Origin of the sequence: Corynebacterium sp. HMSC063G05 (assembly GCF_001810555.1) — a bacterium.
Taxonomy (GTDB): Bacteria; Actinomycetota; Actinomycetes; order Mycobacteriales; family Mycobacteriaceae; genus Corynebacterium; species Corynebacterium jeikeium_D.
The window spans coordinates 30,208-44,911 of the sequence record NZ_KV801851.1 but is presented as its reverse complement, the minus strand read 5'-3'; the positions used below and the strand labels follow the sequence as shown (position 1 = coordinate 44,911).

Below are 14,704 nucleotides of genomic sequence, written 5' to 3'. Positions count from 1 at the left end.
GTGTAGTTTTACGGGCGCGTTCGACTACATGCGCTCAGGTGCAGTAACACCGAGCAGCTGCAGAGCATTGGCCAGCGTCTGGCGGGTAGCCTCAGCCAGGCCGAGACGAGCACGGTGTAGCTCGGATACCTCTTCGTCTGCCTTTGGCAGGATCTGGCAGGTGTCGTAGAAGCGGTGGAAGACACCGGCAAGCTGCTCAGCGTAACGGGCAATGCGGTGTGGTTCCCGCAGGTCAGCAGCAGACTTGATGATGGCCGGGAACTCACCGATAGTGCGGATGAGCTCACCTTCGCGGTCCTCTACCAGCAGGGAGAAGTCAGCGCCTTCGCTGGTCACACCGGCCTCTTCGGCACGGCGACCGATTGAGCACAGACGAGCGTGACCGTACTGGACGTAGTAGACCGGGTTGTCGCTGGACTGCGAAGCCCACAGCCCCAGGTCAATATCCAGGCTGGAGTCCACGGAGGAACGGATTAGCGAGTAGCGAGCAGCATCGACGCCGATTGCCTCAACCAGGTCGTCCAAGGTGACCACTGTGCCCGCACGCTTGGACATCCGGACAGCCTTGCCGTCGCGAAGCAAGTTGACCATCTGACCGATGAGCACCTCGACGCCATCGGCGTTGTAGCCGAGCGCTGCAGCGGCGGCACGCAGACGTGCGATGTAGCCGTGGTGATCGGCACCCAGCATGTAAATGCACAGGTTGTGGCCGCGGTCGAACTTGTTCTTAACGTAGGCGATGTCACCTGCGATGTAGGCTGCGTCGCCGTCGGACTTGATGACCACGCGGTCCTTGTCGTCACCGTAATCGGTGGACTTCAGCCACCATGCGCCGTCAGCTTCGTAGAGCTTGCCGTTTTCCTTCAGGGAATTGACAGCTGCTTCCACCTGACCGGACTCGAACAGCGAGTTTTCGTGGAAGTAAACGTCGAAATCGGTGCCGAACTCGTGCAGAGACTTCTTGATGTGCTCGAACATCATGTCCACGCCGATGGCGCGGAAGTGCTCCTGGACCTCTTCCTCAGAGCCCTCGAGTGCCTGCGGGATCTTCTCCAGCACAGCAGCGGCGATGTCCCGGATGTACTCTCCGCCGTAGCCATCTTCCGGAGTCGGCTCGTTGCGAGCGGCGGCAACCAAGGAGTCGGAGAAGCGGTCAATCTGGCGACCGTGGTCATTGAAGTAGTACTCGCGGGTGACCTTGGCACCGGTGGCGGACAGGACACGACCGAGAGCGTCACCGACTGCTGCCCAGCGAGTACCGCCCAGGTGGATCGGCCCGGTCGGATTTGCGGAGACGAACTCCAGGTTCACGTCGAGGTTGGAGTTGAAGTCGGCATGACCCCACTTCTCCCCCGCTGCCAGGACGTCCTCGACGATCTTGCCCTGGGCATCGGAGGCCAGGCGGATGTTAATAAAGCCCGGGCCTGCGATGGTTGCTTCATCGATGCCCTCAGAAGCGCCGAGCGCTGTGGCAATTTCAGTTGCCAAGTCACGCGGCACCATGCCGACGCGCTTGCCCAGCTGCATGGCGATATTGGTTGCGTAGTCGCCGTGCTCAGGGTTACGCGGACGCTCGACGGTCGGGTTTTCCGGCACGATAGAGACATCGGCATCGTGGGCAGTCAAAACCTCGACGGTGACTTTTCGGACTAGTACAGCAAGATCAGCAGGATTCACGATTGCCTATCCTATTAGGTCAATCGCGGTCGTGGAAACATCAGCCACCAAAAGATTGATTTGAGGGGTATCTGCAGGCCACCGCCTCCGGCTGTCCTACACCGCTTTCACGATCCAGCCGAATTCAGGTTGAGAACAGATTTAATCCGGGTCTAGGCGTAGCATTCAGGTAGGAAATTATTGCCTTACCCCTCAACCCATTTTGGAGCGACCGTGAAAGTAGCACTTTTCGCGACCTGCATCGGGGACATGATGTTTCCAGATGCAGTGAGTGCGACCGCCAGAGTTCTCACGCGCCTAGGATGCGATGTGGTCTTTCCACCACAACAAACCTGCTGCGGCCAAATGCACGTCAACACCGGGTACCAGAAGGAAGTCCTTCCTCAGCTGGACACCTACGCTGATGCTTTTGCAGATTCCTCGATTGATTACGTTGTCGCCCCGTCCGGTTCCTGCGCCGGCGCCGTTCGCCACCAGCATCCGATGATTGCGGGCCGCTACGGTACCCGTGCCCAAGTCCACGCGGCACAGGCCTGCGCGAACAAGACGCTAGATCTCTCCGAGTTCATCACCGATGTCGCTGGTGTGACTGATGTCGGTGCTTACTTCCCCCACTCAGTGACCTACCACTCCACCTGCCACAGCTTGCGGGTGCTCAAGGTGGGTGACCGTCCGTGGCGGCTGCTCAGCGCAGTCGATGGAATCGATCTGCGCGAGCTGCCCGGCGCGGCGGAGTGCTGCGGTTTCGGCGGCACCTTCGCGGTGAAAAATGCGGAGACTTCCGCTGCAATGGTTGCCGACAAGACAGCCAATATCCGCGCTACGGAAGCGGAGTTCGTCACCGCTGGCGATGCTTCCTGCTTGCTCAATATCGGTGGCGCGCTGCGTCGCCAGGACTCTGGCGTGCACGCCATCCATATGGCCGAGATTCTGGCCTCCACTAAGGAGACCCCGTTTGATGTGCACAACCGCCAAGAAGCTTCCCTGCGAGGTGAACAGTAATGGTCGCAGTTAACGTCGGCATGCCAGCCCTTCCTCCCCGCGCGCCGCACAACGTCGGGCATCTGCGCGGTACGCGCGGGTTCACGGCCGCAGCGCACGAGGAGCTCAAGAACACTCGCATGCGCGAAAATGTCGGTCATGCCACGCGTTCGATTCGTCAGAAGCGCGCGCATGTCGTAGCCGAGAAGAATGACTGGGAGCAGCTGCGGCTCGCGGGCAGCCACATCAAGCGCGATGTTATGGCGCGTCTGCCGGAACTGCTGGAGCAGTTTGAAGAGTCAGTTACGAATGCCGGCGGTCACGTCCACTGGGCGCGCGATGCCGCCGAGGCAAACCGCATCATCACGGACTTGGTGAAAGAGACCGGCGAAGAAAAGGTCGTCAAGATTAAGTCGATGGCCACACAGGAAATCGGCTTGAACGAAGCACTTGCCGACGCCGGCATCACCGCCCGCGAAACCGACTTGGCGGAACTCATCGTTCAGCTTGCCGACGACATGCCGAGCCACATCCTGGTTCCTGCTATCCACCGCAATCGCGAAGATATCCGCGAGATCTTCCTCAATGGAATCCCAGGAGTCGACCCGGACCTGAAAGCCAATCCGGCCGATCTCGCCGAGGCATCCCGCAAGTTCCTGCGCGAGCAGTTTATGGAGGCCAAGGTTGCGATTTCCGGCGCCAACTTCGGTGTGGCCGAAACCGGCACGGTAGCCGTCGTCGAATCTGAGGGCAACGGCCGTATGTGCCTCACACTGCCGGAAACACTGATTTCGGTGATGGGTATTGAGAAGCTGCTTCCCACCTTCCAGGATCTGGAAGTCTTCTTGCAGCTACTGCCACGGTCGTCGACAGGCGAGCGTATGAATCCCTACACCTCTCTGTGGACGGGAACGACCGACGGCGACGGCCCGAAGAATTTCCACATTGTGTTGCTGGACAATGGGCGCTCGGCCACTCTTGCAGATCCGATTGGGCGTGAAGCGCTGAAGTGCATTCGCTGCTCGGCATGCCTGAATATCTGCCCTGTTTATGAACACGTGGGCGGGCACGCTTACGGTTCGGTCTACCCGGGCCCGATTGGTGCGATTTTGTCCCCGCAGCTCACTGGCATGGATTCCTACGATGATCCGAATGCTTCGCTGCCCTATGCGTCCTCGCTGTGCGGGGCTTGCTTTGAGGTCTGCCCGGTGCGAATTGACATCCCTGCGGCACTGCTGGAGCTGCGCCACCGTAAGGTCACGGAACACCGCCCGCCGGTGGAGGGCAAGCTGTTTGCCACGCTCGGGTTCATCATGGGCAATCAGAAGCTCTGGAATATGAGCGCAAAGATGGCCTCCCTCGCCCGCGTACTCGGTTTGAAGGACGGCGAGATTCACGCCCTGCCGCTCTTCCTCAGCGGGTGGTCGGATGCGCGTGATACCCCGGTTCCGCCGAAGAAGCCGTTCCGCTCACTGTGGGGTTCGAAGGATTTCTCGGCGCAGCTGACCCGCGAATCGGCCAATCAGGTTCCGTCGAAGATTAATGGGCTATCGGGTTCTGATCAATCTGACTCGTCCGACACATCCGGCAAGGAGGCCTAGCGATGTCCCACTCCTCAGCATCCGCAAACATTGCCAAGAGCGAAATCCTCGAGCGTATCCGCAATGCTCAGAAAATCGCCTTCGAAGGCCGTGATTTGGCCTCTGACGTGGGCATCATCCCTGGCGAGCCCGGCGCGCATTTCGACATCCCACGCGACTACGAGCGCTCCTCCGACCTGACGGCCAAAGAGATTATTTCGCTTGCCGACGAACGCATCGCCGATTACAAAGCCGACGTGCGCCGCTGTGGCAGCTCGGCAACCGACATCAATGAGGCTGTGAAGAAGGCAATTGCTGATGTCGGGGCGTCGTTGATTGGTATTCCCGAGGGTCTAGACCGCGAGTGGGTTGCGGGGTTGGAGTCTGGTGGAGGTAAGGCCACTACCGAGATTCGCGTCGATACCGGTTTCACCGCCGAAGAGCTGGACGAGCTCGATGCGATTGTCACCAGCTCTGCTGTCACCTGCGCCGAGACCGGCACCATTTTCCTGGACGGTTCGGCTACTTCTGGCCGCCGCGCGCTGACCTTGGTGCCGGATATTCACATCTGCGTTGTCCCTGCTTCCACGGTCGTCTACGGCATTCCGGAGGCATTTTCCCGTCTACGCGAGAGTGATCCCACCGCTCCGATCACCATGATTTCGGGGCCTTCTGCGACCTCGGACATCGAGCTTGCCCGAGTCGAAGGTGTCCACGGGCCGCGCACGCTGATTGTGATTATTGCTGAGTAGAGACAGTCGGGTCGGTCCTTGGCTAGCATTTTTGATTGACACGCCAACATTTTGTTGTGGATGATGAATTTAGCTAGCCAAAGGAGCCTGTCATGAGCGCAATCATTCAAAAATTCTCCGTATCCGATAATCCGCAGCTTCCAGGTATGGACCCATTCCTGTTTGCCGTCCACCACTATGACCTATATCCACAGGCCAAGGGCCAAACTATGGCTCCCGATGCCTCTCTGCTCGGCCGTAATATCGGCATGGACTTTTCCGGCAAGGACGGCTGGTCCATGTACCACGGCACAACCGTCCCCGGCTTCCCCTCCCACCCACACCGCGGCTTTGAAACTATCTCGATTGTCGAGGAAGGTTACGTCGACCACACCGACTCCGAAGGTGCACAGGCTCGTTACGGCGATGGCGACACTCAGTGGCTGACCACCGGCGCAGGCACTGCGCATGCTGAAATGTTCCCGCTTCTGCATAACGACGGCCCCAATCCTCACCACATGTTTCAGATTTGGCTGAACCTGCCGCCCGAAGGCAAGGGGGGCAAAGCCGCACTTCCAGATGTTCTGGGCAGAAGACACTCCGCATGTCACCGGCACTGATGACAATGGCCACGGCTACGACATAAAGGTCATCGCGGGCGCATTCGGCGATACTCAGCCGCTTGCTCCACCACCGGAATCCTGGGCCGCTGCACCAGATTCCGATGTAGCCGTGTGGGTGCTGCGTTTGCAGCCGAACGCACAGCTAACGTTGCCACCAACCAAACATGCCGAGACAATTCGGACTCTCTACTCTCTACGCGGCAGCCTCACTATCGAGGGCGAAACGCTGGTGCAAGAGGGCGCAGTGCTGCGCTCAACCGAGGCACTGGACATTTCTGCAGGTGACGAGGGGGCCTTCGCGCTCATGCTCCAAGGCCGACCAATTGGCGCTCCCGTGTATCAGCATGGCCCGTTTGTCGCGAATAGCCGCGAAGAGCTCGTTGAGGCATTCGATGCCTACCAGCGTGGCGAGTTCGGCGCATGGCGGTTTGATTCCAACGATCCGGTTGCACCCTTTGAAGAGGGGCGCTTTGCCCGCTATCCGGACGGTACGGTTCGTCGCCCGGTCAATTAACCGGGATCCCCCGACGGGCTGCACATGTGAAACTGTGTGAGTTTATGACACTTTCAGGCCATTTTTTTGGGTCATTTTTGTCATAAACGCAGTCAGTAACTCGGATTGGCCCGCTTCCGCCAGGTACACCCGAAACAAAAATCCCTCAAGCAACCAGGCGAATCTAATCGAACCTAACCGCTTAAGGGATAAGACGTGCCCCCGAGAGGAGTCGAACCTCCGACCTTCGGTACCGGAAACCGGCGCTCTATCCACTGAGCTACGGGGGCGTGTGGCACAAGTACAACAAGTGCAACGAGAAGAGATGTTACCACTTGGCTGGGGCGATTAGCGAAATGCCCCGCACCCCAGCCAAATCCGCACTATGCGGCCTCAGAAACCTGGTCTTCCTCAATAGGACACACCACAGGAACGCCTCCATCATTAAGCACGCGGGCTCGAATTCCATAGACGCGGGCCAAAAGATCCGGTGTGAGAACGTCAGCAGGACTCCCCTGGGCAACCACGTGGCCGTCGTGAAGCATGACAAGCTCATCGCAGTAGCGGGCTGCGAGATTGAGATCGTGGATTGCGACGAGCGCCAAGGAGCTCCGTGAGGCGACCTCCGCGCGGACGAGCTGTAGGAGTTCCACCTGGTGGCGCAGGTCGAGGGCGGAGGTGGGTTCGTCGAGAAGCATGACCTCGGGATCGCGGACAAACATCTGCGCGACGGCGACGAGCTGACGCTGACCGCCGGAGAGCTCGCCGACGAAGCGGTCGGCAAGGTGCTCAATACCAACCTTCCGGAGAACCTCCGCCGTGTGCTCAATCTCGGAGCCGCGCACGCGCAGACGCCCGGCGCGCCGACCAGAGACCAGTACCGATTCGAATGCGGTCAGCGAGGCGCTAGCCGGCAGATCCTGCGGCACGTAGCCCACCACATCGCGCAGTTCGGAGCCGATGACCCGCTCATTGTCACGGGTCAGTGCAATCTCCCCGGACATGGGCTTTCGAATCCCCGCCAGAGTGGTCATCAGTGTGGATTTGCCCGCAGCGTTTGGCCCGAGCAAACCCGTCACCGTACCGGGCTTCAGCGTGCGTACTGAGGCCCCGCGCAGCACCTTCCGCTTGCCATAGCCTGCAGCTACTTCGTTGACATCGAGAAATACGCCCATTAGTTCCACACCGTCCTCTTACGCAGGAAAACCAAGCCAACAAAAAATGGGACACCGACGATTGCGGTAATGATGCCAATCGGCACTGCCACACCCGGCACCACCGTGATGGATACCGCATGAGCTGCCGCCAGCAGCGCCGCGCCTGCCGCCATCGATGCCGGGGCAAAGAAGCGCTGTTCTTCACCGACCAGCATGCGCGCAATGTGTGGACCGACCAGTCCGATGAAGCCGATGATGCCGGCAAAGGCCACTGCGGTTGCCGCCAGCAGCGAGGCTACAATCAGCGTCGCAATGCGCAGCCTATCCACATTGATGCCCACGGCTTTTGCGCGGGCATCGCCAAGTCGCAGCACCGTCAGCGCCCACGCATAGCGAATGGTGAACGGAATGGCGATCAGCAGTGCCGCCGCAATAATGCCGTTGGCCACCCAGTTCGCGCGCTGGAGCGAGCCCATCGTCCAGAACACAATCTGCTGGAGCGCCTCGGTAGTCGCGCGGTATTGCAACAGCGACAACAGCGCTTGGAATAGAAACACCAGACCAATACCCAGCAGAATCATCGATTCCTTACCCGAGCCGCGCCATACCGACGCCGCCGCCACAATCGCCACCGCGATGACGGATGATACCCAGGCCACGGCCGCCAGGTTGAACTGCGCATGCGGAATGATCACCCAGCCCAGCACAATCGATGCCGCCCCACCGAACGCCGCTGCAGCCGAAATACCGAGGGTAAACGGCTCCGCCAGTGGGTTGTCGAGGATTGTCTGCATCTGTGCACCGGCAAGCGACAGCGCTGCACCAATCAGCACTGCCATCACTGATGCAGGCAGGCGCAGCTTCCACAGCACCGTACGAGTGGTTTCGTCAACATCATTCGGGCTCACGATGCCCCGGACGACATCCCCCACACTCAGTGACATCGGCCCCACGATCGTCGCTACTACAAACGCGCACACGGCCAGCCCCACCAGCACCGCAATAACGGCAATCTTCCGGGCGGAGCGTCGTCGGTACTGTCGCGCAGAGTCGTAGGTCGTGCTTGACGACGGACACTCGTGCTGTTCGGTGGCGGGCTGCGACTCTTGACCGCCACTGTCGTTGGTGGAGGTGGGCTCGCGGGGTTCGTCGTCAAGCCCTGACGCGGGAGCGTGCAGATTGGTGTAAGTCATCGGATTCCTTCTTCGATGGTGGAAGATGGGTTACTTGGTCGGCTCCAGCGCGGTGAAGAAGGTGCCGCTGAGTTCGAAGGGCAGGTAGTCCTTGTGGAACTTGGCGAAGTCAGCGACCGGGTCGAGGTCAGCGAACTCCTCTGGGTGAATCCACTTGGCGAATTGCTCGAGCGCGAAGACGTTGTACGGCGAGTCGTAGAACTGGTGGAAGGCGGCGTACAGATCACCCTTCTTCGGCGCGGTCAGGGTGTCAAAACCCGGAGTCTTCAGCAGGCCTTCCAGAGTGCGCTGTGCGGTCTCTGGGGTGGCGGTGTAGCCGAGTTCGACGTGTGGCAGCACTTCCGGCTTCTTCGGATCGAGCGCCCAAGAACCACCGGTGGCGATGATCTTCTCCGGCTGGACGGACAGGACCTTCTCTGCGGTCACGTCGCCCGATTCGGTGTCGAGGAGGCTGTCTCCGAGGTTCTCACCGCCGGCTGCTGTGACAAGGTCACCGAGGTTGGACTTGTTGACGGTCGAGCAGCAATCCTTGAGACCGGCTGCTCGCCAGACGAAGGTCTTTGGCTTGTCTTCGAGCTTGGCGGCACGTTCGGTGATCTCGTTGACGCGCTTTGTGTAGAAGTCGGTGAACTTCTTGGCATTGTCCTGCTCATCGACGATCTGGCCGAGGAGCTCGACGGACTTGGCGGTATTCTCCAGGGGCTTTTGCCGGAAGTCGGTGAATACGTACTTCAGACCTGCCTGATCGAGCTTGGTGAGGAAACCGGACTGCTCCGCGGCCTTCTTGTGGTCAAGGGTCATGACGACCACGTCTGGGTCGTGGGAGATGAGGTTTTCAACTGTGACATCGCCCTTGGCGATATTGCCGATGGTCGGCATGTCTTTCAGCTCGGGGTTCGTCTCGAAAAGCTTGGTTTCAAACGACGGTGCGCCCGAATGCAAATCGCTGCCCATGGCGACAACGTGGTCACCCGGGTTTTCTTGGTCAAGCATCGCGGTGACAAACATGGCGCGGCCTTCACCGAGCACGACTCGTTCTGGCTGCTTGTCGAAGGTCACAGTGCGACCTGCGACATCAGTGACAGTGAGTTCTCCTTTGTTGTCGGCAGCCTCGTTCGACTCTGCGTCCGCACCGCATGCTGTAGCGACGAAGCTCAGCGCTGCACACCCGATTGCGGCCAGAGTTTTGGTCTTTGGCGCGGTTTTAGCCTTGGCGAAAATATTGACTCTCATGCGTTTCAGTTTCTGCCTTGTTTATTTCTGCGTAATTTTTAGTACTTAGGGTGCACAAAGAGAAGTGAACAGTCACCCCTTTGCTTTAGGCACGCCTTACCTTACAGCTTGAAACGTAGAGAAAAAAGCGCCCTGCTAGTGGTTGTTTTACTAGCAGGGCGTGGAAGTCTTACTTCCTTTCGAGAACCGACTGGAAGCACCTCAGCATCACTTCGCGGTCTTCATTAGCAAGTGGTGAAATAACTTCCTGGCGAACAGTGTCTACATAATCCGGCGCCGCCTCGGCAAACACGTGCCGACCAACGCCTGTTAAGACGACGACATAATCCGAGTCCGGGTCTTCGCCGTGGTCTTCGGTGTGAATAAATCCGCGCTTTTCCAACCTGTTGGTATGCAGCAGCGCGCGGGGATGGTTCCACTTCAGTCGATCACAAATCTTGTCAACATGCAGAATCCCATCCTCTACCTCATGCAGAGCGATGAGCAGGGTAAAGTCCGCGAACGTCAGCCCGGTTCGAGTGCGTAGGCTTCGCTCGATATTGCGCTCTACCTCGCGAAAAGCAGCTACCATCGACTGCCAAAAGAGCTGTTCATCATCACTCAGCCATTCAAATGAGTTCATACTGCTCTAGGCTAATGGTGAGAGCCTCGTAGCGGAGACAAATGAGAAAACACTCACAAAAAACTTCTGGCTACTCTGCTTTTCCGTCGACTGAATCGGTGACCGTAGCATTGGCGGTCTCTGCAATCTTATCGAGCACAGCGGAAATCCCCTGATAGTCGATATTCTCACCGAGCACATCAAACAAAACATGGCGCACAAGCTTCACATGGTTCGGCGCCGCCTTCTCAATCACGGTTCGACCGTGTTCAGTAAGCGTGACATCAATACCACGGTTATCGCAGGCGCAGCGTTCCTTAGTTACTAGCCCGCGTCGCTCCATGCGAGTAATTTGATGCGACATTCGGCTGCGGTCCCATTCCAGGGATTCGCACAGGGTGCGCATGCGCACTACATTGTCTTCAGTCTCGGAGAGAACAACCAGAACCGAAAAATCTGCAGTGGAAATATCGAGAGAATCTTGCAGCTGAAGGTCGATTGACCTGTCAACGGCCCGTTTAGCGTTCAGAATTGAGCGCCATAACCGCTGCTCTTCATCACTTAACCACGGAACATCTTGCATATGTACAGAGCCTACTATCTTGAAACCAAATCCTGAATTTTCATAAACTCCGCTCCTGTCACACGATCAAAGCGGGCTTCATCGCACGTCAGGACTAATACCTGCATATCGCGCCCCGCTTTGGCAAGAGCATTATTCATCCGCCGCAAACGGTGTTCGTCTGAATAACCTAATGCATCATCAATAATCACCGGAGCGCCCTGCCCGCCCTCCATGACACCGGCAACGGCCAAGCGCAGCAGAATGTCCAGCTGCTCCTGCGCTCCACCAGATAGCTCATCGACATCGAACTTGCCATCGGCATTGGACCGTGACTCAATCTGCAAGTCCTCATTCATCGTGAACTGAGTTCCCGCACCGAACACACCGCCACCGTACTCTTCGAGCTTGCGCAGCAAGGGGTCAGCCAGCGCATTCCGCGATGCCACGCGTGCCTGTGTCATTACCTCCATGAGAGTCTTGGCGGCAGCTGCACGTCGACGCATTGAATTCCGATCTCGCTGTGTTCGCTCCACTACTCCCTCAGCTGCTGCCAGTTTCTCATTCGCGCTGTCGAAATAGCCCAAGTGCACCCGAATCTCTTGCCGACGCTTTTCCAGCTCAGCCAGGCGATTCTCAACTGCATCCCGTCGCTGCTTAGCGCCCGCGAGCGATGCTTCCACGTCGTCGGCATCCCGCTGCGCCAGCTCCTTCTGAGCCGCAGCCAGTTGCTCTTCTGCCGCCTCATAGTCCTTGCCTCGGTTTTCCACCGCAGCAAAGATCTCGGCGTCCGAGGCTTTTTCTCGCGTCGCCGTGAGCGAATCTTCGCGGACCTTCAGGACGGACCGAGCCCCTTCAAGCTCGCTGCTGGCCTTCGTATAGTTGGCGTATGCAGGACGCTTCTCCAGCTTCGACAAGCGCATATCAGCACTGTCGCGCTCCGACTCGGCATCCCTACGCCCCACTGCAGCTTCTTCCAGCCGGGACTTTGCCGATACCAAGTCAATCTCCGTCGGCGCTTCCTCGCCCGCAAGTTCCCGATACCGCTCGCCGTGTACTCGTGCTTCTTCCTTCGCATCGTCCAACTCTGCTGTGAGCTGGTGATACTCCACGCCGTCGGACACCGCAGTTATGGATGTCTCCACCTGGAATTTTGCTTTTTCCGCTTCACGACGTCGTGTGTGTGCCTTTTGTGCTTCCGCGACAGAATCAGCGCCTGCCGCCTCAAGCTGTTCTTTGAGCGATGTCTCTGCTTTTTCTAGCTTGCGCTGCTGCGAATCTGAGCCGTCTCCGGGCTGGATAGCAACCGTGACGTCGCCGACTTCGATGGCCAATGGCTTAGTTACCGCCCGTTGAACTGTCTCAGCCTCCGGAGCTAGCCCCACTTTCTCGCCCTCGACCGTGACCTCCTGCGCGCTACTAGCCGAGAGCTGCACACTCGGGCTCGACGCCTCCAGCACAGCGGTGGCTGTTGCAACTTCGCGTTCGCAGGTCAACAGTTTTTCCATTACCTCCTCGGTAACGGAATTCCGAGCAATTACCTCGTTGTGCTCTGCCAATTGCGCGCGGAGCGCATCGAGTTTTTCCACTCGTTTCGACAGGGCTTCAACCAAACCGCGCTTCTCTCCCAATGCAACTTCAGCTGCGGCCAGTTCTTCTGCCTTTCGAGCTTCGCGGTACGTGTTTACAACCGCATCGCGATCTTCCTGCGCCTTCTTTAAAGCTGCGACCTCCTTATCGAACGCTTCCTTAAATTCAGCTACTTTCTTCTCTGCGGCGGAATGCTGATCCCTGGCATCTTGTGCCTGCTGAATGAAGGTTTCGCGCTCTTGCTGAGCCTGTGTAGCTAAGTCCAGCTGCTGCTTCGCCGCTGCAGAGACCTCCTGTGCCTGGGACACGGCAACCCTAAACTTTTCGAGTTCTTCGAGCGCCTGAGCCCAATGCTCGACTTCGTTTTTGGCTTCTGGCAACGATGCCCGCTGCGTGTGTTGGCTTTCTTCATTACGAGCAGCTTCCTCATTGAGCGCCTCGAATTCCCGGACCTTTTTCGCCGCTTCGTCGCGCACCCGCTGGGCTTCCGCCAGCTCTTTGTCTACGTCGGTAAGCTGCTTGCGCTCTTTGCCATTTTTTTGGAAATAGTTGCCGTATTCAGCTTCAACGGCTTCAAACAGACCGACCTCTTCTGCGGTTTCCGCGCGCTGCCCCGATGCCGACTGCAGGGCACTTGTGACCTGCGCATACCCGCCCAAGGAGAGTGTCTTTTGTGCTTGCCCCTGCTCGGCAACGAAGACCTGCCACAGATTCTTGGTGTCTGCATTGTGCATTCGGGCGGCCAGCCACTCTTCCGCCTGGTCATCTTTAAGAACCTCGGCTGTCGGAGAGTGGACGGTGACGATTGTGCCCGTGTCCTTGGTGCTACCAAAGATCTTGTCCAGCGTAAATTCGTAGCCGTCAAGCTCCAGCCGGAGCTTAACCTGCGGCTTTTCCTGGCTGGAGTGACTGTTCAGACTAAGCGCTTCGCTTGACTTGGACTTCCATTTTGTCGTCAGTGCAACGTGAATAGCTTTGGCGATTGTCGTCTTACCCGACTCGTTTTCACCGGAAATCACTACCACGCCGCGCTCGGCGAGCCCTGTGATTGAGAGTGAATCAATCGCACGTACATTGTGTAATTCGATGTCGTGAAAACGCATGATTTATTCCTTCTCTCCGGCTAGGCGGGCCAGCAAGCGAAGCGCATCAGCTGCTGCGGTGGTTTCAGATTCTGATAGGGGGCTACCGCTCTCGGTTCGCCCCTTACTCAAGACCGTTAGTTTTTCTGCAGCTATGAGCGGATAACCGGTGAGATTGAGATTAGAGATATCTCCCTCGGACGGAACCACCGTTAAATCGGAGCCACTTTCCCGGCGATAAAGTGCAGCGAAAAGCTGTTGGTACTGCTCAAGTCGGTTTTCAAAGGTCGTCGACTCTGACAGTGTCACGGTTCCTCGCAATGAATACTTCACCGCTGTGTCTGTCTTCGTCTCTATACCGTCCAGTTCAGCAAAGAACTCATCGAGGTCTTCCGCGCCAGTGATATCCATGTCGATGGCATGAAAAGCCCACCGCCCCACTCGGTGGGAGGCTACGGTAACTGAGCCCTTTTCGGAGTCGTCCTCTGCGATGTCGACGACTAGCGCATTGCCGGAATCCCGTTCTTTGTCGTCATACGCTGTGGTTTCGTGTGCGCCGGAGAAATAAACTCTGCCAGCATGGTCAAGTTGGCTCGTGGAGTGGGAATCCCCCAGCGCCACATAGTGCAGCGCCCCACGGTCAATAGCCTGTTCCAAGCTGGTCAAATCAATGGTGGCTCCCGCATCAGCACCAAAGCCTTCTACTTGGCCATGTGCGACCATCACTCGGATTCCATCGGCCGGCTCAAGCTCCGTGGCTATTTCCGCCACGATGTCGTCTGCCGAATACTTGCCGCGTACTGGCACACCGATGAGTTCCACCCCGTCACGGATGGAAATGGGCTGGCTGTCGCGAATTACGTAAACTCCTCGGTCTTCCAAAGATTCGAAAGCACTACGTCGATAAATGGAAGAAGCATCAAGCGCATCATGGTTGCCGGGCAGGAGATACACCGGCACGGGTAGCTTGGCTATTCGCTCAAGAGCCCGCAAGAACACCTTGTCCGGCAATGTGTTGGAATCGAACACGTCTCCAGCGACGACGATGAACTCAGCGCCTTCGCTAGTCGCCAACTCACCGATGCGGTCGATGGCGTTGAGGCGACTTTCGTGGAACCTAGCTTGGGCTTCACCGCCATCGAGCTCTAGGAACCACCGAGTCATTCCCAGTTGCCAATCTGAGGTGTGAATGAATTTCATG

General features: G+C 58.0%; 13 protein-coding genes and 1 tRNA gene. 5 read left to right on the top strand and 9 right to left on the bottom strand.

Annotation, left to right across the window (positions count from 1 at the left end; all coding sequences use genetic code 11):
- Window positions 1-24: 24 nt before the first annotated feature.
- Window positions 25-1,677, bottom strand: coding sequence for an arginine--tRNA ligase (gene argS / locus HMPREF2751_RS06530; RefSeq protein WP_049194104.1), 1,653 nt, complete (start codon window positions 1,675-1,677; stop codon window positions 25-27).
- 213 nt (window positions 1,678-1,890) lie between these two features.
- Here argS and HMPREF2751_RS06525 point away from each other — a divergent pair, with 213 nt between their 5' ends.
- From HMPREF2751_RS06525 to HMPREF2751_RS10930, 5 genes are all read left to right on the top strand, one after another.
- Complete coding sequence (locus tag HMPREF2751_RS06525; RefSeq protein ID WP_070595721.1) at window positions 1,891-2,679, top strand: (Fe-S)-binding protein; 789 nt, start codon at window positions 1,891-1,893, stop codon at window positions 2,677-2,679.
- Complete coding sequence (locus tag HMPREF2751_RS06520) at window positions 2,679-4,259, top strand: LutB/LldF family L-lactate oxidation iron-sulfur protein (protein ID WP_070595720.1); 1,581 nt, start codon at window positions 2,679-2,681, stop codon at window positions 4,257-4,259. The genes HMPREF2751_RS06525 and HMPREF2751_RS06520 overlap by 1 nt, the downstream gene beginning before the upstream one ends.
- 2 nt (window positions 4,260-4,261) lie before the next feature.
- Entirely contained in the window at window positions 4,262-4,990 is a 729-nt protein-coding gene (locus HMPREF2751_RS06515) for a LutC/YkgG family protein (protein WP_076771929.1), read from the top strand.
- Window positions 4,991-5,082: 92 nt separating this feature from the next.
- Window positions 5,083-5,589, top strand: a complete 507-nt coding sequence (locus HMPREF2751_RS10935; RefSeq protein WP_246823174.1) for a pirin family protein — start codon at window positions 5,083-5,085, stop codon at window positions 5,587-5,589.
- Window positions 5,549-6,106, top strand: a complete 558-nt coding sequence (locus tag HMPREF2751_RS10930; protein ID WP_246823172.1) for a pirin-like C-terminal cupin domain-containing protein — start codon at window positions 5,549-5,551, stop codon at window positions 6,104-6,106. The genes HMPREF2751_RS10935 and HMPREF2751_RS10930 overlap by 41 nt, the downstream gene beginning before the upstream one ends.
- A 196-nt stretch (window positions 6,107-6,302) precedes the next feature.
- On the opposite strand, the gene HMPREF2751_RS06505 is transcribed toward HMPREF2751_RS10930, so the two are convergent.
- The 8 genes from HMPREF2751_RS06505 to HMPREF2751_RS06470 form a co-directional block, all read right to left on the bottom strand.
- Window positions 6,303-6,375 (bottom strand) — tRNA-Arg (locus tag HMPREF2751_RS06505).
- Between the two features lie 93 nt (window positions 6,376-6,468).
- Complete coding sequence (locus tag HMPREF2751_RS06500; RefSeq protein ID WP_049194111.1) at window positions 6,469-7,260, bottom strand: ABC transporter ATP-binding protein; 792 nt, start codon at window positions 7,258-7,260, stop codon at window positions 6,469-6,471.
- A complete protein-coding gene (locus tag HMPREF2751_RS06495; protein WP_070546782.1) occupies window positions 7,260-8,435 on the bottom strand; it encodes a FecCD family ABC transporter permease in 1,176 nt (391 codons plus the stop codon). The genes HMPREF2751_RS06500 and HMPREF2751_RS06495 overlap by 1 nt, the downstream gene beginning before the upstream one ends.
- Before the next feature lie 30 nt (window positions 8,436-8,465).
- Window positions 8,466-9,668 carry an ABC transporter substrate-binding protein gene (locus HMPREF2751_RS06490; RefSeq protein WP_070429338.1) on the bottom strand — a complete coding sequence of 401 codons (1,203 nt, stop codon included), beginning with the start codon at window positions 9,666-9,668 and terminating at the stop codon, window positions 8,466-8,468.
- Between the two features lie 169 nt (window positions 9,669-9,837).
- Window positions 9,838-10,290, bottom strand: coding sequence for a MarR family winged helix-turn-helix transcriptional regulator (locus tag HMPREF2751_RS06485; RefSeq protein WP_070437896.1), 453 nt, complete (start codon window positions 10,288-10,290; stop codon window positions 9,838-9,840).
- 70 nt (window positions 10,291-10,360) lie between these two features.
- Entirely contained in the window at window positions 10,361-10,852 is a 492-nt protein-coding gene (locus HMPREF2751_RS06480) for a MarR family winged helix-turn-helix transcriptional regulator (protein WP_070595719.1), read from the bottom strand.
- Window positions 10,853-10,866: 14 nt separating this feature from the next.
- A complete protein-coding gene (locus HMPREF2751_RS06475) occupies window positions 10,867-13,524 on the bottom strand; it encodes an ATP-binding protein (protein ID WP_070595718.1) in 2,658 nt (885 codons plus the stop codon).
- A gap of 3 nt (window positions 13,525-13,527) precedes the next feature.
- Entirely contained in the window at window positions 13,528-14,703 is a 1,176-nt protein-coding gene (locus HMPREF2751_RS06470; protein WP_069358834.1) for a metallophosphoesterase family protein, read from the bottom strand.
- Window position 14,704: the final 1 nt, after the last annotated feature.

Coding starts and splice junctions, on each gene's coding strand:
- HMPREF2751_RS06480 (WP_070595719.1), bottom strand. CDS start 10,852: ATGCAAGATGTTCCGTGGTTAAGTGATGAAGAGCAGCGGTTATGGCGC.
- HMPREF2751_RS06485 (WP_070437896.1), bottom strand. CDS start 10,290: ATGAACTCATTTGAATGGCTGAGTGATGATGAACAGCTCTTTTGGCAG.
- HMPREF2751_RS10935 (WP_246823174.1), top strand. CDS start 5,083: ATGAGCGCAATCATTCAAAAATTCTCCGTATCCGATAATCCGCAGCTT.
- HMPREF2751_RS06500 (WP_049194111.1), bottom strand. CDS start 7,260: ATGGGCGTATTTCTCGATGTCAACGAAGTAGCTGCAGGCTATGGCAAG.
- HMPREF2751_RS06490 (WP_070429338.1), bottom strand. CDS start 9,668: ATGAGAGTCAATATTTTCGCCAAGGCTAAAACCGCGCCAAAGACCAAA.
- HMPREF2751_RS06495 (WP_070546782.1), bottom strand. CDS start 8,435: ATGACTTACACCAATCTGCACGCTCCCGCGTCAGGGCTTGACGACGAA.
- HMPREF2751_RS06470 (WP_069358834.1), bottom strand. CDS start 14,703: ATGAAATTCATTCACACCTCAGATTGGCAACTGGGAATGACTCGGTGG.
- HMPREF2751_RS06520 (WP_070595720.1), top strand. CDS start 2,679: ATGGTCGCAGTTAACGTCGGCATGCCAGCCCTTCCTCCCCGCGCGCCG.
- HMPREF2751_RS06515 (WP_076771929.1), top strand. CDS start 4,262: ATGTCCCACTCCTCAGCATCCGCAAACATTGCCAAGAGCGAAATCCTC.
- HMPREF2751_RS10930 (WP_246823172.1), top strand. CDS start 5,549: ATGTTCTGGGCAGAAGACACTCCGCATGTCACCGGCACTGATGACAAT.
- HMPREF2751_RS06475 (WP_070595718.1), bottom strand. CDS start 13,524: ATGCGTTTTCACGACATCGAATTACACAATGTACGTGCGATTGATTCA.